20 protein-coding genes are annotated in these 23,920 nt (G+C 58.3%); 10 read left to right on the top strand and 10 right to left on the bottom strand.

What is annotated here, in order from left to right; all coding sequences use genetic code 11:
- Positions 1 to 57: 57 nt before the first annotated feature.
- A complete protein-coding gene (locus PSV43_RS00475; protein ID WP_300192577.1) occupies positions 58 to 351 on the top strand; it encodes an addiction module protein in 294 nt (97 codons plus the stop codon).
- A gap of 43 nt (positions 352 to 394) precedes the next feature.
- Here PSV43_RS00475 and PSV43_RS00480 read toward each other — a convergent pair whose 3' ends face one another.
- The 4 genes from PSV43_RS00480 to PSV43_RS00495 form a co-directional block, all read right to left on the bottom strand.
- Positions 395 to 1,567 (bottom strand): DNA cytosine methyltransferase, encoded by a 1,173-nt coding sequence (locus tag PSV43_RS00480; protein WP_300192579.1) that lies wholly within the window; start codon positions 1,565 to 1,567, stop codon positions 395 to 397.
- 61 nt (positions 1,568 to 1,628) lie between these two features.
- A complete protein-coding gene (locus PSV43_RS00485) occupies positions 1,629 to 2,804 on the bottom strand; it encodes a hypothetical protein (protein WP_300192581.1) in 1,176 nt (391 codons plus the stop codon).
- Between the two features lie 111 nt (positions 2,805 to 2,915).
- Positions 2,916 to 6,239, bottom strand: a complete 3,324-nt coding sequence (locus tag PSV43_RS00490) for a ribonucleoside-diphosphate reductase subunit alpha (protein ID WP_300192583.1) — start codon at positions 6,237 to 6,239, stop codon at positions 2,916 to 2,918.
- A gap of 109 nt (positions 6,240 to 6,348) precedes the next feature.
- Positions 6,349 to 7,431, bottom strand: coding sequence for a ribonucleotide-diphosphate reductase subunit beta (locus PSV43_RS00495; RefSeq protein WP_300192585.1), 1,083 nt, complete (start codon positions 7,429 to 7,431; stop codon positions 6,349 to 6,351).
- 365 nt (positions 7,432 to 7,796) lie between these two features.
- On the opposite strand from PSV43_RS00495, the gene PSV43_RS00500 reads away from it, so the two are divergent.
- From PSV43_RS00500 to PSV43_RS00515, 4 genes are all read left to right on the top strand, one after another.
- Positions 7,797 to 8,441: an N-acetylmuramoyl-L-alanine amidase gene (locus PSV43_RS00500; protein WP_300192587.1), complete on the top strand. Its 645-nt coding sequence runs from the start codon at positions 7,797 to 7,799 to the stop codon at positions 8,439 to 8,441.
- Positions 8,442 to 8,483: 42 nt separating this feature from the next.
- The gene (locus tag PSV43_RS00505) at positions 8,484 to 9,890 is read left to right on the top strand and encodes an AAA family ATPase (protein ID WP_300192588.1); all 1,407 of its coding nucleotides are present in this window, start codon (positions 8,484 to 8,486) and stop codon (positions 9,888 to 9,890) included.
- Positions 9,891 to 9,904: 14 nt separating this feature from the next.
- Entirely contained in the window at positions 9,905 to 11,200 is a 1,296-nt protein-coding gene (locus tag PSV43_RS00510; protein ID WP_300192590.1) for a tetratricopeptide repeat protein, read from the top strand.
- Between the two features lie 82 nt (positions 11,201 to 11,282).
- The gene (locus tag PSV43_RS00515; RefSeq protein WP_300192592.1) at positions 11,283 to 11,498 is read left to right on the top strand and encodes a hypothetical protein; all 216 of its coding nucleotides are present in this window, start codon (positions 11,283 to 11,285) and stop codon (positions 11,496 to 11,498) included.
- 15 nt (positions 11,499 to 11,513) lie between these two features.
- Here PSV43_RS00515 and PSV43_RS00520 read toward each other — a convergent pair whose 3' ends face one another.
- Positions 11,514 to 14,510 (bottom strand): c-type cytochrome, encoded by a 2,997-nt coding sequence (locus PSV43_RS00520; protein ID WP_300192594.1) that lies wholly within the window; start codon positions 14,508 to 14,510, stop codon positions 11,514 to 11,516.
- A 138-nt stretch (positions 14,511 to 14,648) separates the two neighbouring features.
- On the opposite strand from PSV43_RS00520, the gene PSV43_RS00525 reads away from it, so the two are divergent.
- Both PSV43_RS00525 and PSV43_RS00530 read left to right on the top strand, forming a co-directional pair.
- Positions 14,649 to 15,809, top strand: a complete 1,161-nt coding sequence (locus tag PSV43_RS00525; RefSeq protein WP_300192596.1) for a TMEM43 family protein — start codon at positions 14,649 to 14,651, stop codon at positions 15,807 to 15,809.
- Between the two features lie 107 nt (positions 15,810 to 15,916).
- Positions 15,917 to 17,176, top strand: a complete 1,260-nt coding sequence (locus tag PSV43_RS00530; protein WP_300192597.1) for a protein kinase — start codon at positions 15,917 to 15,919, stop codon at positions 17,174 to 17,176.
- Between the two features lie 34 nt (positions 17,177 to 17,210).
- On the opposite strand, the gene PSV43_RS00535 is transcribed toward PSV43_RS00530, so the two are convergent.
- Together PSV43_RS00535 and PSV43_RS00540 are read right to left on the bottom strand one after the other, a co-directional pair.
- Positions 17,211 to 17,624 carry a hypothetical protein gene (locus PSV43_RS00535; protein WP_300192599.1) on the bottom strand — a complete coding sequence of 138 codons (414 nt, stop codon included), beginning with the start codon at positions 17,622 to 17,624 and terminating at the stop codon, positions 17,211 to 17,213.
- Positions 17,625 to 17,650: 26 nt separating this feature from the next.
- On the bottom strand, positions 17,651 to 18,682 hold the full coding sequence (locus PSV43_RS00540) for a Gfo/Idh/MocA family oxidoreductase (RefSeq protein WP_300192601.1): 1,032 nt from the start codon (positions 18,680 to 18,682) through the stop codon (positions 17,651 to 17,653).
- Between the two features lie 45 nt (positions 18,683 to 18,727).
- On the opposite strand from PSV43_RS00540, the gene PSV43_RS00545 reads away from it, so the two are divergent.
- Both PSV43_RS00545 and PSV43_RS00550 read left to right on the top strand, forming a co-directional pair.
- On the top strand, positions 18,728 to 19,183 hold the full coding sequence (locus PSV43_RS00545; RefSeq protein ID WP_300192603.1) for an MOSC domain-containing protein: 456 nt from the start codon (positions 18,728 to 18,730) through the stop codon (positions 19,181 to 19,183).
- Positions 19,180 to 19,761, top strand: a complete 582-nt coding sequence (locus tag PSV43_RS00550; protein ID WP_300192605.1) for a molybdenum cofactor guanylyltransferase — start codon at positions 19,180 to 19,182, stop codon at positions 19,759 to 19,761. Before PSV43_RS00545 ends, PSV43_RS00550 begins: the two co-directional genes overlap by 4 nt.
- 20 nt (positions 19,762 to 19,781) lie before the next feature.
- Here the strand turns inward: PSV43_RS00550 and PSV43_RS00555 are convergent, their stop codons facing one another.
- Positions 19,782 to 20,141 carry a DUF5329 family protein gene (locus PSV43_RS00555; protein WP_300192607.1) on the bottom strand — a complete coding sequence of 120 codons (360 nt, stop codon included), beginning with the start codon at positions 20,139 to 20,141 and terminating at the stop codon, positions 19,782 to 19,784.
- A 45-nt stretch (positions 20,142 to 20,186) separates the two neighbouring features.
- Positions 20,187 to 20,912, bottom strand: a complete 726-nt coding sequence (locus tag PSV43_RS00560) for an RsmE family RNA methyltransferase (RefSeq protein WP_300192609.1) — start codon at positions 20,910 to 20,912, stop codon at positions 20,187 to 20,189.
- A gap of 172 nt (positions 20,913 to 21,084) precedes the next feature.
- Between PSV43_RS00560 and PSV43_RS00565 the strand changes: the two genes are divergently transcribed.
- The gene (locus PSV43_RS00565; RefSeq protein ID WP_300192611.1) at positions 21,085 to 22,539 is read left to right on the top strand and encodes a hypothetical protein; all 1,455 of its coding nucleotides are present in this window, start codon (positions 21,085 to 21,087) and stop codon (positions 22,537 to 22,539) included.
- A gap of 40 nt (positions 22,540 to 22,579) precedes the next feature.
- On the opposite strand, the gene PSV43_RS00570 is transcribed toward PSV43_RS00565, so the two are convergent.
- Positions 22,580 to 23,869, bottom strand: a complete 1,290-nt coding sequence (locus tag PSV43_RS00570) for an aminopeptidase P N-terminal domain-containing protein (RefSeq protein WP_300192613.1) — start codon at positions 23,867 to 23,869, stop codon at positions 22,580 to 22,582.
- Between the last annotated feature and the right edge of the window lie 51 nt (positions 23,870 to 23,920).

The raw sequence follows: 23,920 nt of genomic DNA on the forward strand, positions 1-23,920 counted from the left end.
TGTTGCTCAGGCGTGAAAAACGATGGATTTCGGCGGTGAATCGCGGACTAAGGACCTATGAGCACGACCGCCTTGCCCCAGTCTTTGTTCTCGTTGCCCGTCGCCGAACGCGTGGCTTTGGCCGACAGGCTATACGCCAGTGTCCCGGAAGACTGGCAGAAGACCGTGGATCAGGCCTGGCTGGACGAGGCGACACGGCGTTCTGAGGAGTTGGATGCTGATCCGAGTTTGGAACTCTCGCATGAGGACTTCATGGCCGGGCTCAAGATCAATCTCAGCCACCCGACCTACGAGCAAATGACTGGCTTCTTACCCTGGGCCTTCGGTCTCGGTGTTAAACAAGGGTTCTGACCGAAGGCAGGATTTGTTTCATCTCCATTGGATTGACACAGTTCTAGCTGACCATCTGGCTTGCACGGTATCCTTTACCTGTTCCAGGATGCGCGGTCTCCTTGTGAGCGAGATGCCAGTATTTTCGTGGAGTGTTGTGTGTCAGTTCAGGGGGAGGTGCAGGGCCTTTGTATGTTGGCAGAAGCGTAGGCAGTTTAGAATGCTTTTGTCCATGCCATTGCTCCAGAATGGCACGACCAATGACTTCGGCGAGAAGTGAAGGAACTGCGTTGCCAGCTTGCCGTTGTTTGGCGGCAAGGTTTCCAGATAGATTCACATCGTCAGGGAAAGTTTGAAGCCGGCAGAGTTCTCTGGCGCTGAGGCGTCGGTTGTTCCAGTGAAACGGCCCCACCGCTGGACCGGGCTGTGCCTGAAGAGTCCACGAAGGCAGATGTTTTGCGAGTTTCAGAAGGAAGGTCCAATAGCGACGGCGCCAGCCGAAGAGCGGACGGCCTTCGCCACGTTCGGTATGATAAAGGTAGTTCTGACCTTCGGGGATGCTGGGCAGTAGATCAGCCCATTTTCCTTTCATCCGCAGATCGTCCTCATCATCAGGCTCTGCGGCAAGATCGCCTAAGGCATCCCAAGTGGTACGGGCGGATTCCAAGAAAAGATTATTCTCACCCGGTAGCGCATAGGAGGGTTGGGGGAACTGGAATTCACGACCTTCGCGATGTGCGACGAGGATGAAACGCTCCCGCAGTTGAGGCACACCATGTTCGGCTGCACGCATTATCTTAAAAAAGGGACGGTATTTAGTTCCTGCGCGTTGGTTGAGGCTTCCCACCATTTCTAGTAGCAGCTGTAGGCCCTCATCTTTGCCAGAGTAAGCAAGACCTGTGACGTTTTCCAGTACGAACGCGCCAGGCAGCGTCTGTTCGACAATGCGCATAAAGGCGTTGAGTGTATTGGCGCGTGGATCATCGAGTCTTCGAGAATCGCCGTTGGCCCAATAACCGGCTTTGGAAAATGGTTGGCAAGGAGGCCCGCCGATGAGAAGATCAGCTTCGCCAAGCCGCAGTTCTGCGGTCTCGAGAATGGTTTCCGTAGCGGTTTGAAACACATCGCGCTCTAGCACGGGCCACTTACGATTTGCTCGAAGTGTTTCACAGCAGGCATGGTCCATCTCCAAGAGTGCCCTTGCCTCGAAGCCTGCGGCTTCGAATCCATAGTCCATCCCTCCGCAACCGGAATAGAGACTTAGGAGTGTTGGAGTGCGAGCGGGCACGGCGGTAAGATCAATTTTTCAAGCGCACTGCCTCGGACAAGACAGCAGATGCGGAATTTTTCCAGCGTTCATCAACACGAACATTATTACTAAGTTTGGCTGGGCAACGGCTGTGCACATCCAATGTGATAGGAATGGCGTAACGGAAGGTCCAACTCTCTTCCACGGCATGGAGACAAGCGGCGAGGACATCGAAATCCGTTGGGCTATAATAGCGCGAGCATGGATCATTTTTCGATGCGCGTGTGCGCTGAAAATCCATACGCGCCAAGCCATTCGCCGCGCGCTGGCGAAGAACATTTTTGCACTCCACGGTAAGTGGCACCCGGGCATAATTGAGCCGCAAGTCAGGTCCACCTTCCTCATCCAAGCGAATACAATCCGTCACGCCTTCAAGTTGACTGAGCTGCTTAACCAAATGCTCTTCAGCCACCCAACCGCGAACGGCCATTTTTAACCTTCGGGCGCTGGCGATCAGGTCAAGCACCTGCCGCTCAGACATCTCAAACTCGGTCGCCAATTGGTGCAGCTTGTCGGCCTCTGGTCGCGTAAAGTTGTCGGGTTGAATCATGCGGGTCGGAGGCATCCAAATTTCCGGCCTTTCTGCCAGCAAGGCTCGATGACCTTGATCTTCACCCAAGGCTTCTCGTTCAAAGCGGACATAACGAAGAAAACTCGAGCGAGTGCCCCCTATCATGACTTCGGCTGGTTCTTCGGTGTTCTCCCGGCGGTCTCGCTCCCAAACATGCCATCCATTCTTTAACGTAGCCTCGGAATGGTGCTGCTTGTACTCAATGGACATGAAGAACCGAGTCGGATTGTGCATTTCAGGATCAACACCTACAAATGTGCCACGTTCCGGATCGATTCCGCAAAAGATAGTGGTGTATAGACCAAATGGATCCTGCCAGATCGAGTGCTCTTGCTTGTCATCCGGGCCGTACTTTACCTGGAAGCGATGTTCATCACCTGGGCGGTTCTTGGTGACCTTGCTATTGGCGAAAAACGCATAGGCCATGATGCCCATGCGCTCACCCGAAGGCAGTTCAAACGTGAAGCGGTAAGGAGCGGTTCCTGAATCAGGTCGATGCAGCAAACGGCAGCCTTGGAATTCCAACGCATCAGCGATAAAATCCACCAGCACCTGCCTTTTTGCACGACTGACCTTGTAGAAACGGGGCTCCATAGGTTCCTGGTGAATTTAAACTTATTTAACGGGAACTCCTCAGCGAGCGTCACTGCTCACCGAAGAGTTTGAGGTTAGCGCAAAAATGCGCCAGATGGCAACCACGTCCGCTTACTGACAAGCCTCACACGTGCCGCCATTCCTCATCGCTTCAATCGAGCAGGCCATGGCTTCGTCAGCGGTGAACTGTTTCGCAGCGGCAGCCGCAGCGGCGACGCCGGCGTGGTGGGTGCCGACGATGCCGCGCTTTTCCTTCTCGACTTCGCTGGTGGCTTTTTCGATGTTGGAGGCGCTGCGGGTGCGGAGGTAGTAGGTGGTCTTGAGGCCTTTGCGCCAGGCGGCGCGGTACATGTGGGAGAGGGTCTGCAGGGCGCTCTCGCCGCAGAAGAGGTTCACGCTCTGGGACTGATCGATCCACTTCTGACGACGGGCGGCGGCGTCGAGCAACCATGCCCAGTCGATGCCGAAGGCGGTGGCGTACTTGCGCTTCAGATCGAGGGGGACTTCCTCGATGCTTTCGAGTTCGCCGTCGGTGTACTTGATCTTGTTCTGGATCTCGGAGTTCCACAGGCCGCGCTTCTTTAGATCCTTCACGAGGTAAGGATTGAGCACCATGAAGTCGCCGGAGAGATTGCTCTTGGTGTAGAAGTTGGTGAACAGGGGCTCGATGCAAGGGCTGGAGCCCATGATGTTCGAGATGGTGGCCGTCGGCGCGATGGCGAGGACGTTGCTGTTGCGCATGCCGTTCTTGGCGATCTTGGCACGCAGGCCGGACCAGTCCATCTTGCCGCCACGGGGGACGTCGATGTCGATGCCGCGCTCTTTGGCGAGGAGATCCACGGTGTCCTGCGGCAGGAGTCCACGGTCCCACTTGCTGCCTTTGTAGGTGGAGTAGGTGCCTTTTTCTGCGGCGATGTCGCTGCTGGCTTCATAGGCGTAGTAGGCGACGGCTTCCATGAACTCGTCATTGAATTCGACGGCTTCCTTGGAGGCGAAGGGCAGGCCTTTGCGATAGAGCGCGTAGCCGAGACCCATGACGCCGAGACCGATGGGGCGATGGCGGCTGTTGGCGGTCTTCGCGGATTCGGTGGGGTAGTAGTTGATGTCGATGACGTTGTCGAGCATGCGCACAGCGACGCGGATGGACTCGCGCAGCTTGGAGTGGTCGATGTTGCCGTTGTCGTCGAGGTGGTTGTCGATGAGGACGGAGCCGAGGTTGCAGACGGCGGTTTCTTCGTGGCTGGTGTTCAGCGTGATCTCGGTGCAGAGATTGGAGCTGTGGATGACGCCGACGTGATCCTGCGGGCTGCGGACGTTGCAAGGATCTTTGAAGGTGATCCAGGGATGGCCGGTTTCGAAGATGGACTTGAGCATCTTCTTCCAGAGGTCAACCGCTTCCATCGTGCGGCCAAAGATCTCGCCCTTGGCGGCCATGGCTTCGTATTCGGCGTAGCGTTTTTCAAAGGCGCTGCCGTAGAGCTCGTGGAGGTCGGGTGCTTCGTTGGCGCGGAAGAGCGTCCACTGGCCGCGGTTTTCCATGCGCTTCATGAAGAGATCGGGCACCCAGTTGGCGGTGTTCAGGTCGTGCGTGCGGCGGCGTTCGTCGCCGGTGTTCACACGGAGCTGGAGGAAGTCTTCGATGTCGTTGTGCCAGACTTCGAGGTAGGCGCAGCCGGAGCCACGGCGCTTGCCGCCCTGATTGACCGCGATGAGCTGGTCATTGTGCAGCTTGAGGAAGGGGATGACGCCCTGGCTTTCGCCATTGGTGCCCTTGATGTGGCCGCCGGTGCCGCGCACGGCGGTCCAGGAGCCACCGAGGCCACCGGCCCACTTGGAGAGGTAGGCGTTGTCGGCGATGCCGCGCTGCATGATGGATTCAATGCTGTCGTCCACCTTGTAGAGGTAGCAGGAGGAGAGCTGGCTGTGCATCGTGCCGCTGTTGAAAAGCGTGGGCGTGCTGGAGCAGAAGCGGCGGCCTTTGTAGAGCTTGTACAGCGCGATGATCTTGTCTTCGGCGTTCTCCTTTTCCTGGACGCAGAGGCCCATGGCGACGCGGAGCCAGAAGAGCTGCGGGGTTTCGAGGCGCTTCGAAGGCTTGGAGACTTTATCGATGATCAAGTAGCGGTCATAGAGCGTCTGGATGCCGAGGAAGTCGAAGTCCATGTCGGCGGCCGGATCGAGGGCGTCGGCGAGCTTGTCGAGGTCGTACTTGAGGAGCTGCGGGTGCAGGCGCTCGATCTCGATGCCACGGGCGAGGTTCTTGCGGAAGCCACGGCGATGGTAGTTTGGGAGCTGCTCAATGCCGTGATCGACGATGCTCCAGCCGAGCACTTCTTCATAGATGTAGGTGAGGAGCATGCGGCCGGCGAACTTCGCGAAGTCGGCGTCCTTCTCCATCAAGGTGCGCGAATTGAGGATGATGGTGGTCTTGAGAGATTCGACGGAGATCTCGCTGAAGATGGAGCGGCGCAGCTCCATTTCGATCTCGGCACGGGAGACGCAGAGGTCGAGGCCGAGGCTGGCGAAGTCGATGCGCTTCTTGAGGTCCTGGCCGTCCCAGAGGAAGGTCTCCGTGGGGGAAACACGCACGAGGATGAGCGTCTGCTGCTGGTCGGACTCCTGCTCGTCCAAGATGGCGGCGGCCTGCTCGTCGCCGAAGCGCATGTTGGAGCGCAGCGCACGGTACTGGATGTAGGAGCGGGCGACTTTAAAGTAGCCCTGCTTCATGAGCTCTTCTTCGACGAGGTTCTGCACGTCTTCGATGTGCATGAACTGCTTGCCGTCATGGATGATGGCACGGCTGACGGCCTCAGCGATCTGCACGGCGGGGGTGGAATCCATCTCCATGGAGAGGAAGGCCTTGCGCACGGCGATCTCGATCTTGTTGTGATTCCAAGAAACAAGCTGGCCGTTGCGACGGATGACTTTGGTGGTGACCATGATGGGTTGGAGTGAGCCGGCGTCGTTTGCGTCGGAGTTGGCGAGGGTTCCGGTGCGCTTGCGACGTTCGGCCAGACTGCGGGCGACATCGTGGGCGTTGTGACGTACCAGCGCCTGCTCAATGACCTGGTAGATCTCCTTGGTGCTCAGCATGGGGGCCTCAGCGCCATTGTCCGCCGTGCGCTGGGCGACCTCCTCGGCCACCGCACGTGAAATGACCTGAACCAACTGGCGGTTCGAGTCATTGAAGATTTCGCTCTGGCGCTCGCGTGCCATGAGCAGATCGGTGATCGCATTGCCCACGGTGTCGGCGATTTCACCGACATCGAAATCACGCTCGCTGCTGCCGATGCGCACCTTGGTGTTTCCCGTCATGGGAATGCCAAGCACACCTGCGGTCAGGGCACTCCATTGGAACTGGGGTTTTTGGTGCTGAGGCGTGTTGTGGGCGACGTTTTTAAGCGCCTTGTCTTCGTGGAGCAGGTCTGTGATCATGGCGGGAGGTCCAGGCTTTGAGTTTAACGTGAGCAGGTGATTAACGGAAATGAGTCGGTGTGAAAGTTGACCTGAGAACTCCAGCGGGAAGTCGGCCAGTAAGGATAAATTAAAGATCGTCGTCGGAGCAGGCGGCAAGCGCGGAGGACTTCTGATAGTCGGTGACCTTGCCTTCGAAGAAATTCTGCTCCTTCTTGATGTCCATCAGCTCCGCCAGCCATGGCAGCGGATTGGTGATGCCTGGGTTCAGCGCCGGGAGGCCGCAGCCGTCCAGACGACGGTCAGCGATGTAGTCGGTGTAGCGCTCAAATTCTTCCGCGCTCAGGCCCACGGCATTCACGGGCAGGCAGTCACGGATGAATTCCTTCTCCAGCGCCACGCCTTCACGCATGATGTTGAGCAGTTCCTCGCGGAAGTCAGCGGTCCAGATGTCAGGGTTTTCCTCGATGAGGTCCATGAACAGATTGCGGAAGACTTCGATGTGGTTCGACTCATCCCGCAGCGTGTAGCGGAACATCGAGCCGATGCCGGGGAACTTGTTCTGGCGGTACAGGCTCAGGATCATGCCGAACAGGCCGTAGAACTGCGTGCCTTCCATGCACTGGCCAAAGACGAAGATGTTCTTGGCCAGGAGCTGCTTGTTCTCGAGCAGGGTGAGGTCGAGATCGCGGCGCAGGTTGTTGGAGTGTTTGGTGACGAACTCGTTTTTCTTCACGATCGTCGGGATCTGCTCAAACATCGCCTCGCACTCATGCGGGTTGATGCCCAGGGAGGAAATCATGTACAGCAGGGAATCCGCATGGATGTTCTCTTCATGGGCATGGCGGCCCAGGACGAGCTTCAATTCGGGGGCGGTCACCAGCTCGCGCACCACATGCTGCACGTTGTCTCCCACGATGCCTTCGGCAGCGCTGAAGTAGCCGATGCCCATCATGATGATCCAGCGTTCGTTCTGGGAGACATCGTTGGAACGCCATTGTTCCACATCCTTCTGCATCTGAATGTCTTCTGGCTCCCAGTGGTTGGCCTTCATGATCCGGTATAGGTCATAAGCCCATTGATATTTCAGCGGGAGGAGGTTGAAGGTCATGCTCTTACGACCATTGATCACCTTCTTGGCTGCGAAGGCAGCTTCAGCTTTGTCTTGATCGAGTTGGAACTCGCGGTTGCCAATCTTGTAGGTCTTTTCCATGACGATTTCGTTGCAGAGTGAAGGGTGTTTATTTGATTTTTCGCGAAAATGACTGATAATCGACCAACACTATAAATACTAGATGTAGCGGGTGCCGAGGCGGATCATGCACAAGATATTGTGTTCTGGCGAGATGTTTTTCCCAGCCATTGTGCAAAAATGCGTTTCACATCGAAGATTCAAGGGTTCCACGGCGAAAAAATTTTTCTCGCGTCAAAATGCCGACCGTGAAGAGCGAATTTGAGAATCTTTGCATCCTTGCTCGAGCGCATCGAAAACCAAGGTAAACCAAAAAATACCTAGAACTCGATAACGACATGGGACCGGAAGCGGATCTTGTCACGTAAACTGCTCATATTGAACCTATGAAATTCCCCCACATCGCCCGCTACGCTCTCCTCGCGGCCCTCTTGAGCTCCTGTTCGGTCATCGTTCCCCAGGGCACGCCGCCGGGTGTCACGGTCGATTTGATACCGAACGGACGCTACGCGCGCCGTCAGCACCGGCCCATGCGGCCCACCTACATCACCATCCACGCCACGGAGAATTATGGGAGGGGTGCTGGGGCCTATGCCCATGCCCAGATGCTCAAAACCGGCTCAATCAAAGGCAGGCACAACGCCATCGGCTACATCGGCTGGCATTTCACCGTGGATGACCATTCCATTTACCAAAGCATGCCCACCCATGAGCGCGGCGAACACGCCGACTATGACGGGCAGGGCAATCGCAGCTCCATTGGCATCGAAATGTGTGAGAACCGTGGCAATAACCGCACCCGCACCTTGGACAAAACCGCGCGTCTCACCGCCTGGCTCATGAAAGAGCACGGCATTCCGCTGAGTCACGTCGTCCCACATCAGCACTGGCTCATGATCCGCCATGATGATCACCGCAATCTGGGCCACAAAAACTGCCCGCACTTCCTGATGGAGCATGGGCGCCCCGGGGCGAAGTGGCAGGCATTCCTCAACAAGATCGCGGCGTATCGGCGCGCATTGGGAAATTAAAAGCCCTTGCCACGCCAGCCACCCCACGCTGGAGTCCTCCACATGGCTCAAAATCTCGACGCTCTTCGTCTAGCACTCCAACATTCGCCCGACAACGCGCCGCTGCTCATGCTCTTTGCGGACGGCTGCCTGGATGATGGGCTGCTGGAAGAGGCTGAACAGAGCTTTCAGCGCGTGCTGAAGGACGATCCTGCCCATGCAGACGCACGTCTGGGCCTCGCCCGCGTCGCTTTGCTGCAAGGCAAGACCTCTCAGGCGGCGGTGCGCGCTGAGCAGATCGTGTCTGACACCCCCACCTGCGCCGCCGCCTTCCTGCTGCTCGCACGCATTCACATCACCGAGGGCGATCTGCCCAAGGCCCGGGCCATGTATGACAAGGGCATCGCCTTGAACCGCTCTTTGGCAGATCCCGGCATCGAAAAAGATCTTCACGGCATCAAACCCTCCGGGGATGATGCCTCCGGCCCCAAGCGAGGTGCCATGACGTCCAGCGGCACTCTCATCGAAATGGTGGAAGAAGACAAAGACGATGATGAAGGTCATCCACGCGGCGGTGCCGCCTACGATCTCGGGCTGGCTGAATTTGGCAAACCAGAGCTGAATTTTTCCAATGTCGGCGGCATGGAGGCGCTGAAGGAAGAGATCCGCATGAAGATCATCTATCCGCTGAAGCATGCGGAGCTGTTCAAGGCCTACGATAAAAAAGTCGGTGGCGGCGTGCTGCTCTACGGCCCGCCCGGCGTGGGCAAGACGCTGATCAGCAAGGCCACCGCCGGCGAGATCAATGCCAACTTCATCGCCCTGGGTCTGCACCAGATTCTCGACATGTGGATCGGTGGCTCGGAGAAAAACATGCACGAGGTCTTCGAACTCGCCCGGCAGAATGCTCCCAGCATTCTGTTCTTTGATGAAGTGGATGCACTGGCTGCGGACCGCCGTGATCTGCGGCAAAGCGCTGGTCGCAATCTCATCAACGCCTTCCTCTCTGAAATGGATGGCGCGGAGGGCAATAACGACGGCGTGCTCATCCTCGGTGCCACGAATGCCCCGTGGCATATCGACCCCGCCTTTCGCCGCCCGGGCCGCTTTGACCGCACCTTGTTTGTGCCGCCGCCGGATGAAGCCGGACGCGTGTCCATCATCGAAGTCATGGCGAAGAATAAACCGATCGGTGAGCTCGATCCACGCGCCCTCGCCAAAAAAACCGAAGGCTTCTCCGGTGCCGATCTCAAGGCGGTCTTCGATCTCGCCACGGAAGACGTCATGAACGAAGTCATGCGCACCGGCAAAATCATCCCGCTGACGACGAAGGATCTGATCAAGGCGGCAGGTCGTCACAAAGCCACGACGAAGGCCTGGTTCGAGAGCGCGAAAAATTACGCGATGTATTCCAATCAAAGCGGCTTCTACGATGACGTCTTGAAACACCTCGGCCTCATGAAGCGCTGAACCCCTGACGGCGCATGTCTGACGATTTTCATCCCTCCCCTGAGGCCGCATTTGCCCGTGGCCGCCTGCTGCAGAGCCAGCACCGCACGCAGGACGCCATCGCCTGCTATCAGCAGGCGCTCGAGCTCGACGCGCATCACACGCTCAGTTACATCATGCTCGCGCTGTGCTGGATGCACGAGGATGGCACCGCGCCGAAGTCGATCGACGCGGCCCAGCGTGCCGTGGCGCTGGAGCCGGAAAACGCCTTCGCCCGCAGCGTCCTGGCGCTCGCCTTGAATGCGAATGCCAAAGACGGGCAGAACGCTGCCGTCAAAGTGGCACTGCAGCATGCTGAAGAAGCGGTGAGTCTCGACCCCGACAGCGATTTCAGCCACGCCGTGCTCGCACGCCTGCACCTGCGCCAGCGCGATTATCCGAAAGCGGAAGCCTCCGCCCGCGCCGCTCTCTCACTGGACACCGAGAACACCATGGCCGCCGAGGTGCTCTCCGCCGCGCTGCTGCTGCAGAAAAAGGACGGCGACAACGCGGAGCTCATTAAATATCAACTGCAACGCAATGCGGAAGATGACAGCGCGCATACCAGCGCTGGCTGGATGGCCGTGATGAAGGGGGATCACAAAAAAGCCAACGAGCACTTCCTCGAAGCGCTGCGGCTGAACCCCATGAATGAAAACGCAAGGCTGGGACTCATCGAGTCCTTTCGTGCGCGGTCATGGCCCTACCGCCTGCAGCTGAAGTTCGCGCACTTCATGAATCAGTTCACGGACGGCCGGCAGACCGCCATCATGCTCGGCGGTTTCATCGGCTACCGGATTCTCAGCAGCTATCTCAAGACCGTCTCGCCCATTCTCGCCTCGGTCGTCATCGGCGCATGGTTGCTGTTCGTGCTGTGGGCGCATCTGGCGCGCGGACTCAGCTCAGCCTTCATTGTGATGGATCGTTTCGCACGGCAGGCGCTGCGCCCGCGCGAATACTGGGAGGGCGTGGTGGTGGGCGGGCTGATCGTTGCCGCCGTCTCCAGCCTCCTGCTCGGCTTTGCATGGCATCTGGTGGACGCGGGCAGCTATGCCGCCCTCGTTTGCATCTTCGCCGCCGTGGTCAATGCCGCTGCCTTCACCAATGACCACTGGATTGGCCGCTATGTCTATGGCGTGGCCGCCGCGCTGGCCGGCACAGGCGCGCTCTACGCCACGCTGGATGTCTTTGCCGACCTGCACCTGCCCTTCGCCGGAGAATTCGGTTCTCTGGCTCTCCTCCTCGGCGTAGCTGCTACCTGGCTGCGCGGGTTCGGTGTCTTGTATCGGTGAGGTGGAGTGGGGCTTGCTCTCCTGCGGAGGACAGGAGGAAAAGCGGCTTGTTAGGCGATTCCTGTCCTGGTATCTTCTAGGCGTGAGCGCCCGTGACCTATTGCTGCAAGTTAAAGCTCTGCCCCTGGCCGAGCAGCTTCACTTCATGGACGCCATGATGGATTTTGGGGCCGCCACGCACATGCCCTCTGTTCAAATGCAGGTTCCCGATTTTGAGGCCTATTGGGAGCGCCTGCATGGTCTGGGCATGCCAAGATTGACGGCTGAGCAGACCGCAGGACTGGCAATGATAAACTGACCTGCTTGAGGCAGATCACTTCTTCATCAAATACGCAAAGAAGTCCTTCAGGTCCGCGTCGCTCATGCCGGTGGTGAGGCCTTCTGGCATCAGCGAAATGGGTGACGCTGTCATGGATTCGATGTCGGTCTGTTTGAGCGCGGTTTTGTTGTTGGCCATGTCCTTGATGACGATGCCCTTGGCGTCCTGCGCGTCCATGAGCCCGGTGAGGATCTGGCCGCCCTTTGTTTTCACGATGTAGGCGCCGAAGCCCTCGCGGATTTCCATGCTGGGCATGAAGAGGTTGTCGAGCCAGAAGTCGGCGTTGCTGCGGTCATAGCCGGTGAGTTCGGGGCCGATGGCTCCGCCTTCGCCAAAGAGCTTGTGGCAGATGAAACAGCGGCCCATGAACTGGATCTTGCCCTTCTCGGCATCGCCTAGTCCGGTTTTCAGCACGGCCTTGATGCGCTCCGACTCCTTTTTCTTTTCCGGTGTGGGACCGGTTGCCAGCAGGCCCTTCCAGTGCTTGTCGATGGCCGCATCAATCTCCGGGTCTTTGTGCAGGCTGAGCTGGCGTACGATGTCGATGGTGAAATGCTTCACCGGCACCTTCCAGTCGTTAACAAAACTCACCAAAATCTGCGCCCACTCCTTGCGGCCTGCCATCACGCGCAGGGCGTCTTCACGCAGCGCCTGGTCACCGGAAATTTGAGTTTCCCAGCCGAGCAGTAGCGCTTCGGGGATGCGCTTGTCGCCAAACTTAGCCGCCGCTTGCAGCATGCCACGTTTGAGACTCGCCGGATTGGTGGTCTTCAAAATCGCCACCATCGGCATCACCGCTTCCTGTTTGCCCAGTTCGGCCAGCGTCTTCGCGATGCCGATGCGTGCGGTGTTGCTGGCTTTCTTGTCGGACAGCAGCGCGAGCGCCTTCTTAAGCGCGTCGGCATTGCCACTGCGCAGCGCCAGCGTGAGGTCGCCGCCCCCTTGCTTCGCCATGTAGTCGTTGAGCGCTTTGGTAAGTGATTCCGGCAGCTTCGGCATCTCCGCGCCTTCAAACGCGGACGCAATGCCCGCGATGAACTTGCCACGCAGCGCTTCGTCGTTGGTCAGCGCGAGCAGATCGGCGCAGGACTGGAAGTTCTCCTCACCACCCGCCAGCGCGTAGCGTTTCGCGAGCTTTTCAGCGAGGTGATCGAGGAAGAGGGTGGTCTTGAGAAAAGCGGTGTCGGCTTTGAGGAAGGTGAAGACGGCGGCGCGTTCCTTTTCCGCCTTCGATTCGAGCGCCCACCATGCGAGTAGCGGCAGATGGCCGCTGATGTCTTCGGCATCACCAACCCAGAGCAGGGGCAGGGCGGACTGGGCCGGAATCTTTTTGGCCGTAGCAAGAATCTGGGCGCGGACTTCGGGATGTTTCTCTGTTTTAGCCATTTTCAGAAGGGCGTCCGTGTTCCGGTTTTCCTCCCCGACCATCTTCACGGACCAGCGCCGGATGTAAGGATCGCTGCTGGTGAAGGGCAGATCGTCGGCCAGCCCCAGCGCATCCAGTGCCCACAGGGTTTCGAGCGTCTGCGGCAGGGCCTTGAGCTTGGGGCCGAGTTCGGTGAGATGACGCCACCCGATCTCCAAGATGGCCTGCTTGCGGAACCACTCATTCGGATGGCTCAGGTAACCGAGCAACTCCTCCCCGCTCGCCTTGCTCAGATCAAATGGCTTCAACTTCGGCGCACCCGCAGCAGGCCGTACGCGATAGATCCGGCCGCTCGTCTTGTGCCAGTCGTCGATGGGGCTGACGTGGCTCAGGCGGGTGTCATACCAGTCGGCCATGTAGAAGCCGCCGTCGGGACCCACACCAGCCCAGACGGGGCGGAACCAGCGGTCCGGGGTGCTGAGGAGATTTTCCTCATCCTTCGTGCGGAAGGTGGAGCCGTCCGGGAGGCGCTCGCTGACATAGACGAGGTTATGCAGCGCGTTCGGGGCGATGATTTTACCCTCGTAGGCGCTGCCGAGCAGGCCGCCTTCATACACGGTGAAGGCCTGGGGGAAGCGTTTGTTATCGCCCTCATGCTTCATGTGCTCGAACCAGCCGAAGGCATACGGATTGGTCAGCGGGCCGTGCTTGCCCCAGCCTTTGATGCCGTAGCTGCCCTGCTCATAATGCATGCCGCGTGTGGCACCGTTCGTGCCGGAGAACAGGCGGCCCTTGCTGTCGAAGTCGAGGCTGAAGGTGTTGCCTCCGCCTTCACCGTAGATTTCGAAGGTCATCTTCTTGGGGTGGTAGCGCCAGATGCACTGGCCCTCCCACTTCACATTCTTGGTGTTGGCGCTGCTGACGTTGCCGGTGGTGGTGCTGCCGTTCGCACCGTAGAGCCAGCCGTCCATGCCCCATTGCAGATTCGTGGCGACGCTGTGCGTGTCTTCCAGGCCGAAGCCGCTGAGCTCCACCTCGGGCGTGTCATTGTCGGGCTTCGCGTCAAAATCGGCGTCCGCATAGCTGAGCAGATACGGGGGATTCAGCACCCAGATGCGCCCCATGCCATGCAGCGCGGCGCTGGCGATGTTCAGACCGGTGATGACGTCCTCGTGCTTGTCGAAAAAGCCGTCGCCATCCGTGTCTTCAAAGACGGTGATCTTGTCGGCCCCCTTTTCGCCCCGTGGCGGCGGCAGCGGCACCTTGTCAAACTTGGCGCGCAGGTGCTGATCGTAGCTGATGATCTTCAGCCCGGCGGGGAATTGGTACTGCCGGTACTGCACCACCCACATGCGGCCCTTGGAATCCCAGCTCACATACAGCGGCTGCTCCACCACCGGCTCGGCAGCCATGAGGTCGATGACGACATCGCTGCGTATTTTGAATTTCTTCAATGCCTCCTCGGGGGGCGTGGGCGGCGTGTCGTCACGCATGACCCCGCGTCCGGCGCGGGTTTCCATGATCTTTTTCACGGCCTCATTCCCCGCGACGGCGTCGGTTTTGACGTTCGGGTCGGCAGCGAGCGCGGAACTGCCGAGCATGAGGAGAAGGAAGCGCGTTTTCATAAGTGAGAGACTAACAAACGAAGCTGCGGTGCTTTCTTGCCGCCTTGTCACTGGTTCCGGTATTTTCGTGTGGCAGAAAAAAGAAGAGGTCAGGCGGGATTTGCACTCCAATTTACGAAATCCACCCAATTCTATTCCATGGCTGACTCCTACACCGAAGTGACTTCACAAAACTGGTTCAGCCGCATTGGCGGATCGATCAAAGGCATCCTGTTTGGCATCATTATCATTCCCGTGACGATCGTTCTGCTCTGGTGGAATGAAGGCCGTGCCGTCACCACCGCGAACAGTCTGAAGGAAGGTGCCGCCGCCGTGGTGCATGTGGCTGCGGACAAAGTGGACCCTGCCAATGACAAAAAACTCGTGCATGTGACAGGGGACGCGAAAGCCACGGGCATGGTGGAAGACACAAATTACGGCATCAGCGTGCCAGCGCTCCGGATTGTTCGCACCGAGGAGATTTATCAGTGGGTGGAGAACACGAAGACGGAGACAAAGGAAAAAGTCGGTGGCAGTGAAGAAACCACGACTACCTACACTTATGAAAAGAAATGGGTGGATGAGCCGGTGAAGTCCTCCGAATTCAAAAAGCCCGAAGGCCACACCAATAAGGGAGACTTGATCCCCGAAAACGCGAACATCGCTGCCGGGGAGGTCACCCTAGGTGTGTTCGATGTGCCGGAAGACTTCGTGAAACAGATGGGCAGCCCGATCAAGAATGCGGTCACGGATGCGGATCTGGCCAGGCTGCCTGAGGATCTCAAAACTGGAACGAAAATCCAGGACGGGGCCTTTTACATTGGTGAAAACCCCAAAACGCCCCAGGTCGGTGACGTGCGCGTATCCTTTGAAATCGTGAAGCCCGGCACCTACAGCATCCTGGCGGCGCAGATCGATGAAACCTTTGAGCCCTACCAGACCAAGGCCGGTGACGCGATCAACTTCATCGAGGAGGGCACGGTCAGTGCCGAAGCGATGTTTAAAAACGCCGCCGCCGCGAACTCGATGATCACCTGGCTGGTGCGCTTTTTCGGCTTCCTCTTCATGGCCTTCGGTTTCATGGCCATCATGAAGCCGCTTAGCGTGCTGGGCAGTGTGATCCCCTTCATTGGGAACATCATCGGCATGGGCACGGGCCTGATCTCTTTTGTCCTTGCCGGCACCATTTCCTTCCTGGTGATCGCCATCGCCTGGATCTTTGTCCGCCCGCTGCTGGGCATCGCCATGCTGGCGCTGGCCATCGGTGGATTTATCTACATGCGTAAACTGGCAGCCGCCAGCAAGCCCGCCACGGTTTGAAACGGAACACCTAAATATACCCCAAGGTTTAAGGTTGTTGCTCCCTTGGGCAGGTGTGTCACAGTACCTCACTGATGCGACTTACCAGCAGTTCCGCCGCTCCCCTTGTGACTCGTTCCGCTCCACCTTCCTCGCAGGAGCTTTCCGCCATGATGCCCTTTGGGCGTTATTCGGTGCAGGCGCAGGTGGGCATTGGCGGCATGGGTACGGTGTATCGTGGCACCCAGCTCAGCCTGGGGCGGCCGGTGGCCATCAAGGTGCTGCGTGTGACCGACGGGTATGACTTTGCCTTTGAAGACCGCTTCCGTCGTGAAGCGCGGGCCATGGCCACGCTCAACCACCCAAACATTGTCGCCATCTACGACTATGGCCACATCGGCACTGAGTTTTTGTTTTTCGTCATGGAGTTCGTCGATGGCACCGACCTCGGTGAAATCATGAGCACCGGGCGCATGACGCGCGAACTCGCGCTGCAGCTGCTGCCGCAGATCTGCGCCGGACTCGAATACGCGCACTCCAAAGGCATCGTCCATCGTGACATCAAGCCCGCGAACATCATGCTCACGCGGCAGGGGGAGGTGAAGATCACAGACTTCGGGCTCGCCAAGGACGTCATGCGTTCGCCCTCCATGGTCACAGAAACGCACATGGTCATGGGCACGCCGGAGTACGCCGCACCGGAGCAGTTCAACGCCCATCGGGATGTCGATCATCGTGCCGACATCTATGCTTTCGGCGTGCTGATGTATCAGATGCTTACCGGGGCTCTGCCGCGCGGCTCCTGGCAGCCACCTTCGTCCTTGCTGCCTGGCCTGGACCCCCGCTTTGACGCCATCATCATCCGGGCGCTGATGACAGATCCGCAGCACCGTTATCAGTCGTTGGGTGACATGCGCCACATGATTGAGGCTGCGCGAGTGCCGGTGGCGCAGACTCCCAGCAGACCGTTGATGCAGGTCGCCAAACCCTCTGCCGGACGCATCCTGCTGCTCGAGGACGATCTCATGGTGCGCGATCTGATGCGGCGTGCTCTGGAAAAGTTCTCTTTTGAAGTCGTCGAAACCGGAGACGGCAAGGACACGCTGCGACTGTATCAGGAGGCGATGCAGCAGGGCCGCCCCTATGACCTCGCCATTCTCGACCTCACCATTCCCGATGGCATGTGCGGCCGGGAAACCATGATGTATCTCCGTCGTCTCGATCCACAAATCCTCGCCATCGTCTCCTCCGGCTACCGGGATGATGCCGTGATGAGGGACTGCGCCGCCTACGGCTTTGCTGCTGCGCTGCCGAAGCCCTATCAGGTCGAAGGCCTGCTGCACGTGGTGAATGGTGCTCTCGCCGTGGGCCGCCGACGGACGGTGTAGTACATGCCTTCAAAGGTATCGGGGCTCATAAGGTTCATTCAGCATAGTCGGGCACACGATTTCCTGAGCCAAACTGTCTGCGCCAGGCAATGAATCTCGTGTGAGCTGGGCTGATTTGGTGAACCTGAGTTGCCACGAACACTTCGTTTGAATAAATGTTCTCAAAGTGACCAGAAACGTCCACCCAAGCGGCGGTTCCTTTCTTATTTAGCGAGGAGCCGTCTCTATGAGCGGGTTGAGATTGAACATAATCCCAGACGCTCCGGGGGAAACAGCAGCTGAGAGCCTGATACCTGCGATACACGGGGGTGGTCACAATAAAGTCCGCTCCACCAGCTACGACGGTAACGTGCCCTTGACGCCGCAGTTCCTTTTCATGTGAAGCCTTTTGAGAACTGGTGCATCCCAGCGCCGAGGTCAAAGCCAGCATGGCGAGCAGCGTTTTCATGCAATTCAGGGATGAAGGTCGTTTTTTTACACCACCCTCACCGCCGCCTGGGCGTCCATCGCCTGCCACACGGCATGCACCACTCGCATGTAGTTCATGCCTTCGCCGAATCCTGGCCGTGGTCGCGGCGCTTGGGGATCTCGCACTGCGGCGATGAAATCGCGCTCCACCGTCCAGCTTCGTTGCATCTCGGTGGGAACCGACAGTGACTCCAGTTTGCCGCCGCGTTTGCCGAGTTGGAGGTCGTCCGTGTTGAAGTCATAGCTCAGCGTGCCTTCGGAGCCGAAGATCCACAGCTTGTCCGTCGGCGCATGCGCGGCCACACCGCTGAAGAGCATCGTTGCTTCGATGCCGCTGCGGAATTTGGCCATCACGTTGACGAAATCAGGAATATCCACCTCCACGCCCGCACGTTCCGGAATCACCACATTGCCGCGTGCCTCCAGCTCCACGATATGTCCGAGCCAATGCTGCAGCACCTCGGTGTAAATGCCCAACGTGAGGATTTGAATCCCGCTCAGGTCCGACTGCTGCCGCCAGTGCGCGGGCTTCGCCGCATCCAGCCAGGCATCATTGAAGCTGTGCAGCAGCACCTGATGCGGCGTGCCGATGGCTCCTTCCGCGAGCAGTTGCTTCACTAGTTCGCCACCATGCATGCCCTGCGGTGCCGGACAGATCGCGGTGACGAGTTCCGGATACCGCATGGACGCCTCCCACATCTGGTTCGCCTCTGGAAGGGATGCCGCCATGCGTGCCTGCGTGAAGACATGCTTGCCGTGCTGCAGCGCGTAGCATGTCATTTCCGAATGCATGTACGGGTGCGTGCCGATCCAGACCACATCCACTTCAGGACTCGACGCCAGCTCTTCCCAGCGCTCCACGGCCTTCGCTTCGGGTGCAAACTCGCGGCAAAAGGCCTCGGAGCTCTCCAGCGAGCGGTTCGTCACCTGCGTGATCTGCACGTTCGGGATGGCCCGCAGGCCGGGCATGTGGCGGGATTTGACGATGCCACCGGCACCAATGATGCCGATGCGGATGGGTTGCTCTGTTGCGGTCATAGACGTATGGATTGTGACACGTTGGAGCCAACATCCAAGCCCTGCATGCAAATCCTCCACATCTTCATTTCCCCAGAGCACAACTTCGTCGGTCATCACGGCCTGCCACCCGGCACCGCGCCGACGGTCGAAGTGCCTGAAGTTGAATGCGTGACCGGCAAGGGCCTGCGCGGCGACCGCTATTTCGACTGGAAGGAAGACTACAAGGGCCAGGTCACCTTTTTTGAGCACGAGCAGTACGAACGCGTCTGCGAACAATTCAGTGTGATGGGCGTGCCAGTTTCCGCTTTCCGTCGCAACATCATCACCAAAGGCATCGATCTCAACACTCTCATTGGCACCGAATTTGAAGTGCAGGGCGTGCGTTTTCTCGGCACGCAGGAGGCCGCGCCCTGCCATTGGATGAACCAGGCCTTCGCCGAAGGCGCGGAAGCCGCGCTCAAAGGCCACGGCGGCCTGCGTGCCAAAATCTTGAGTGACGGCATCCTCCGCAAAACATGACCTCTCCCTTCGCCGCCGCATTGCTCGCCGGGGGCCGCTCCACCCGGATGAAACAGGACAAAGCCCTGCTTCACTGGCATGGACAGGACCTGTGGCAGGCGCAATTGCACAAGCTGCAATCTTTGGGTGCCGAACGCGTGCTGCTCTCCTGCCGCAGTGAGCAGTCCTTGTTCGTCAGCCCCGACGAAAGCGTGGAAGTCATGCACGATCCCGAGGGCATCGATGAAGGCCCGCTCGGTGCCATCACCCGTTGTTTGGAACAGGTGCAAATGCCGCTGCTCGTCCTCGCCGTCGATATGCCCTGGATGACCGCCGCCTTTCTGCGCGAGCAATTGCACCAGCACGAGAGCCCGGAGAAGGGCTGGTTCTTCCGTGGCCCGCACGGCGATGAAGCCCTGGCCGGACTCTACGTTTCCTCCATGCTGCCGCTCATGCGCGAGGCGCTGTCCAAGAAAGACTTCAAGCTTCAGCACCTCATCGAGGCCGCCGTCCATTCAGAACTGGCCATCACTCATGCGCTCGGGGACGAACAGATGCCGTTTTTCCACAATGCGAACACGCCGGCGGATTTGAAATGATGTCGCAATATCGCGCCATCTCACAACTTTTGAAGCTGGGCCGTCAGATACTCGCCACAGGGCGTTTCTTTGCCATCCTTGAAGCGGATCAAGTAGGCCTTGCCGGAAGTCCCTGACGAGGAGGCCACTTTGGCGATGAAGTCGGCGGCGGTCTTCACTTCCTTGTCATTCCGCCCCCATTTGGCGCGGAGGAATTTGGCCGCGTTCGCCGCGCTGTAATCGCTGCCGTTCCGGACGAAGGTGGCGTTTTCCAGTCCCTGGATATGCGAGATCAGAGATTCGATCTTCGCCTTTTCCGCCGCCGGCGCGGTCTCTGCAGCAGGCAGCGCGGTAAAGAAACAAAGAAGGTACAGGAATGGGAGAATGAGCTTCAGTGACATGGCTACTGATGAATCGCGTCTCGCCACCGCATGGGATGTGCTGAGTCAACGCAGCTCATGCCCCAAAATCGCCAGCGTGGCGATGCAAGCGGTCTCAGCCCGCAGCACCAACGGGCCTAGCGTGACCGGTACAAAGCCCGCCGCAAAAGCCTGCGCTTCTTCTTCCGTAGTGAAATCGCCTTCCGGGCCGATCAAGACGGCCACGCTGGTGGGTCTCGATTCCGGCAAAGCTTGCTTGAGCGTGCGGCTGTGTTCGCTCAGCGCAGGAATCAGTTTGAAGTCAGCCTGAAAAGTCAAACCCATGGCGAGCGCAATGGGTGCCTTCAATTCAGGCACGAACGGTGTGTGACACTGCTTCGCACTTTCGATCATGTGACGCCGCCATTTGGCGAGTTTCTTTTCCACCTGCGCGGAATCGAGATGAACCACGGTGCGCTCGGTGATGACAGGCTGCACACTTGCCGCGCCCAGCTCCACCGCCTTTTCGAGCATCCACTCAAAGGGCTCGGCCTTGATCAGCGCGGGCAGCAGATGGATCGAGGTTTGAAACGGCTCGACGCATGTTTCAGAACGGATCACGGCCTGCACCGTCGATTTGGTCACCTGCGTGATCTCGCAGACGGCCACGCGGCCTGCCCCATCAAAAATCTCGATGACATCCCCCGCCTGTTTCCGCATCACCCGCCCACAATGCTGCGCCTCATCCCCGCCGAGCGTGAGACGCGGCGTGGTCCAGTCAGCAGCAGGGAGATGGAAGCGGGGCAGGGACATAGGTGGGTGCGCGGGTAATGAGCTTGTCTGCTTGGGCTCTTCAGGCAAGCAAGTCAAGCTGGAGGCGGAACCATTCATTGATGGGTATTTTGATCTAGACTTCTAGGAAATAGTATGTTTGTTTGTTAAACAAACATTCAATAAGAGCCTCAAAAACAGCATATTATTCGTCATGAAATCTTCATCTTTACGTTCCAAGCCGATGCCACTCCTCGTGCTGTTCTTGATGATGGCGGGCATTTCAGGTGTCGCAGGTGACGAGCCCGCTAACATGATCACGGGCAAAGCGAATCTCGGCAAGAAGGTGAAGGAACGGCTTCTGTCATCCGATACCGCCATGCCGAAGCTTCTGGCCTTTGGCGAAATCATGGAAGGCGGGAAGTTCCGTCTCGTGCCCGCCGACACCACCCTCGATGCAAAATTTTCCTCCGATGTCTTCGTGGTCATCAACGACCTTGACGGCTTGTTCGGCGAACTGTTGGAGCCTGAGACCGAGTATGCAAAAAACTGGAAATTGATCGTTAACAGGACCGGCGAAGATCAGTTGAAACGAGCAGCGCTTGAACGTGCAGAACAGAAGATTAAACTCGACAACGTTGACAAGGAACGTCTCGCCAAAGCATCCGATGCCACAGCGATGAACATGCTCAACGTGGAGCGTGGGAAGACCGATCTGGCGCTCAAAGATGCCGACAAAAAAGAGACGACGCTTACGACGCAGGTCGAATCCGCGAAACGGTTCATCAAACATGGCTTCAAACCGTTGAGTTTGAATTTCCGTCTGCGAATCGGCGGTGAAACGTTCGACAAACTCCATCCCACCGATGTGGCGGAGATGATCGATTCAGAGAAGTCGCTCTTTCTCCTGCGCTTCAATCTGCGTGACATTAACAAGGACAAGGACGCATGGCTGAAGCTTTTGAAATCCAGCCCGATGACGTGCATGGTCGGTGACGTGGCACTGACGTATGTGTCAGAAAGCGGCAAGAAGAGCTACATCGGCGTGGACAGCGGCTTTCGTCTCGGGATTCCGCTGTTCCGCTGGGAGTTCTGGATCAGCATGGGCATCATCGTCGGCTGCCTCGGCCTTTTCGTCTGGAAGGCGCCGACAACGGACGTGCTCCGTGACACCGGCATCACTCTCACCAACCTCACCCAGGTGAACCCGAACTACTGGCATCAGCACAAGCACCCGTTGAGTCTTGCGCGATTGCAGATGTCCATCTGGTTCTTCATCATCATCGGCTCGTTTGTTTTTCTATGGTCCACGACTGGCAGCCTCGCAGGCGTGAACAACACCGCACTCATCCTCATGGGCATCAGCGGCGGGACGTCCATGTTTGCCGCCATCATCTCAGAAAAGAGAGATTGGGACGCGAAAAAGCGCGAGCCCGCAAACGTGTCAGACAGCGCCTTCACCAACTGGTTCATCGACATTTTGAGTTCTGACGAAGGTATGACCATCCACCGTTTCCAGATGTTCGCCTGGACTCTGGTGCTTGCCGTCGTCTTTGTGAACGGCGTCCTGTCCGACTACGCCATGCCGCTGTTCAGTAACGAACTGCTCGGCCTGATGGGCATCAGCTCGGGTATCTATATCGGCTTCAAGATCAAGGAAGGCAATTGAGAAGGCGGTGCGCCTGACGCACCCCCATGCCGCTCACGCGTCAGCCAGCCATCAGCGCCTCAATTTCATCCGCCTCAATCGGAATATGCGCCATGAGATCAATGTTCTCATGCTCGCCGATGAAGATGTTGTTCTCCAGACGCACGCCGAGCTTCTCCTCACGGATGTAGATGCCGGGCTCCACGGTGAAGACCATGCCAGCCTGCACCGGCTTCCACATGTGGCCCACGTCATGCACGTCGATGCCCAGCGGATGAGAGGTGCCGTGCGGAAAGTATTTTTTATACGCGGGCTTTTCGGGGTCCTGTTTGGCGATGTCGTCTTCGGTGATCAGTCCGAGGCCGAGCAGTTCTTTTTCCATCAGCTTGCCCACCTCTTCCTGATACTCGCGAATGAGAATGCCTGGGCGCAGGATTTGGCAGCACGTTTTGAAGACGCGCAGCACGGCGTCATACACCTGGCGTTGGCGCGGCGTGAACTTGCCGTTCACAGGAATCGTCCGCGTGAGGTCGGCGTTGTAGTTGCCGTAGTTCGCGGCCACATCGAGCAGCAGCAGTTCACCATCCTGGCACTGGCAGTGATTGGTGATGTAATGCAGCACGCAGGCGTTCGCGCCGCTAGCGATGATCGGCGTGTAGGCAAAGCCGCGCGCACGCTGGCGGATGAACTCATGCGAAAGCTCGGCCTCGATCTCGAACTCCTGCACGCCGGGTTTCACAAACTTCAGCAAACGGTCAAAGCCCTCGCCCGTGATGCGGATGGCCTCATTCAGCGCCGTGATTTCATGCGGGCTCTTGATGACGCGGAGCTCGTGCATGAGCTGCGCGAGGCGGCGGTAGTCATGCAGCGGATACTCGCGCTGGCAGCGCTGCGTGAAGCGCATCTCCCGCGTTTCTGTGGGGATGGTGGCGCGGGTGTGCTCGTTCGAATTGAGGAAGACATGGTCTGCCTGGCAGATCACGGAGCGGAACTGCGTCTCGAAGTCCTCCAGCCAGTGCACACGCGCGATGCCGCTGCGCTCCTGCGCCTGCTCCTTGCTGAGCTTCTCGCCCTCCCACACGGCGATGTGCTCGTTCGTTTCGCGCACAAACAACATCTCCCGCTGCTTCGGATCAACAGCATCAGGAAAGAGCACCAGAATCGTCTCCTCCTGATCGACACCGCTCAAATAAAACAGATCACTGTTTTGCACAAAGCCGAGGGAGCCGTCCGCATTCGTCGGCAGCACATCATTGGCATGTACGATCACCACCGACTGCGGCGGCAGCTTGGCATAAAGATGCTGACGGTTGGAGACAAACAGTTCGGCGGGCAGGGGTTGGTAGCGCATAGGAGTAGGGCAAGCGTCCCGCTTGCAGCAGGAAGCCGAAATTGCACGCAA

Source organism: Prosthecobacter sp., assembly GCF_029946185.1.
In the GTDB taxonomy this organism is placed as follows: domain Bacteria; phylum Verrucomicrobiota; class Verrucomicrobiia; order Verrucomicrobiales; family Verrucomicrobiaceae; genus Prosthecobacter.

Bases quoted from the DNA above. Each gene is read 5' to 3' on its own strand.
- PSV43_RS00475 (WP_300192577.1), top strand. From the start codon at position 58: ATGAGCACGACCGCCTTGCCCCAGTCTTTGTTCTCGTTGCCCGTCGCC.
- PSV43_RS00480 (WP_300192579.1), bottom strand. From the start codon at position 1,567: ATGGACTATGGATTCGAAGCCGCAGGCTTCGAGGCAAGGGCACTCTTG.
- PSV43_RS00485 (WP_300192581.1), bottom strand. From the start codon at position 2,804: ATGGAGCCCCGTTTCTACAAGGTCAGTCGTGCAAAAAGGCAGGTGCTG.
- PSV43_RS00490 (WP_300192583.1), bottom strand. From the start codon at position 6,239: ATGATCACAGACCTGCTCCACGAAGACAAGGCGCTTAAAAACGTCGCC.
- PSV43_RS00495 (WP_300192585.1), bottom strand. From the start codon at position 7,431: ATGGAAAAGACCTACAAGATTGGCAACCGCGAGTTCCAACTCGATCAA.
- PSV43_RS00500 (WP_300192587.1), top strand. From the start codon at position 7,797: ATGAAATTCCCCCACATCGCCCGCTACGCTCTCCTCGCGGCCCTCTTG.
- PSV43_RS00505 (WP_300192588.1), top strand. From the start codon at position 8,484: ATGGCTCAAAATCTCGACGCTCTTCGTCTAGCACTCCAACATTCGCCC.
- PSV43_RS00510 (WP_300192590.1), top strand. From the start codon at position 9,905: ATGTCTGACGATTTTCATCCCTCCCCTGAGGCCGCATTTGCCCGTGGC.
- PSV43_RS00520 (WP_300192594.1), bottom strand. From the start codon at position 14,510: ATGAAAACGCGCTTCCTTCTCCTCATGCTCGGCAGTTCCGCGCTCGCT.
- PSV43_RS00525 (WP_300192596.1), top strand. From the start codon at position 14,649: ATGGCTGACTCCTACACCGAAGTGACTTCACAAAACTGGTTCAGCCGC.
- PSV43_RS00535 (WP_300192599.1), bottom strand. From the start codon at position 17,624: ATGAAAACGCTGCTCGCCATGCTGGCTTTGACCTCGGCGCTGGGATGC.
- PSV43_RS00540 (WP_300192601.1), bottom strand. From the start codon at position 18,682: ATGACCGCAACAGAGCAACCCATCCGCATCGGCATCATTGGTGCCGGT.
- PSV43_RS00545 (WP_300192603.1), top strand. From the start codon at position 18,728: ATGCAAATCCTCCACATCTTCATTTCCCCAGAGCACAACTTCGTCGGT.
- PSV43_RS00550 (WP_300192605.1), top strand. From the start codon at position 19,180: ATGACCTCTCCCTTCGCCGCCGCATTGCTCGCCGGGGGCCGCTCCACC.
- PSV43_RS00555 (WP_300192607.1), bottom strand. From the start codon at position 20,141: ATGTCACTGAAGCTCATTCTCCCATTCCTGTACCTTCTTTGTTTCTTT.
- PSV43_RS00560 (WP_300192609.1), bottom strand. From the start codon at position 20,912: ATGTCCCTGCCCCGCTTCCATCTCCCTGCTGCTGACTGGACCACGCCG.
- PSV43_RS00565 (WP_300192611.1), top strand. From the start codon at position 21,085: ATGAAATCTTCATCTTTACGTTCCAAGCCGATGCCACTCCTCGTGCTG.
- PSV43_RS00570 (WP_300192613.1), bottom strand. From the start codon at position 23,869: ATGCGCTACCAACCCCTGCCCGCCGAACTGTTTGTCTCCAACCGTCAG.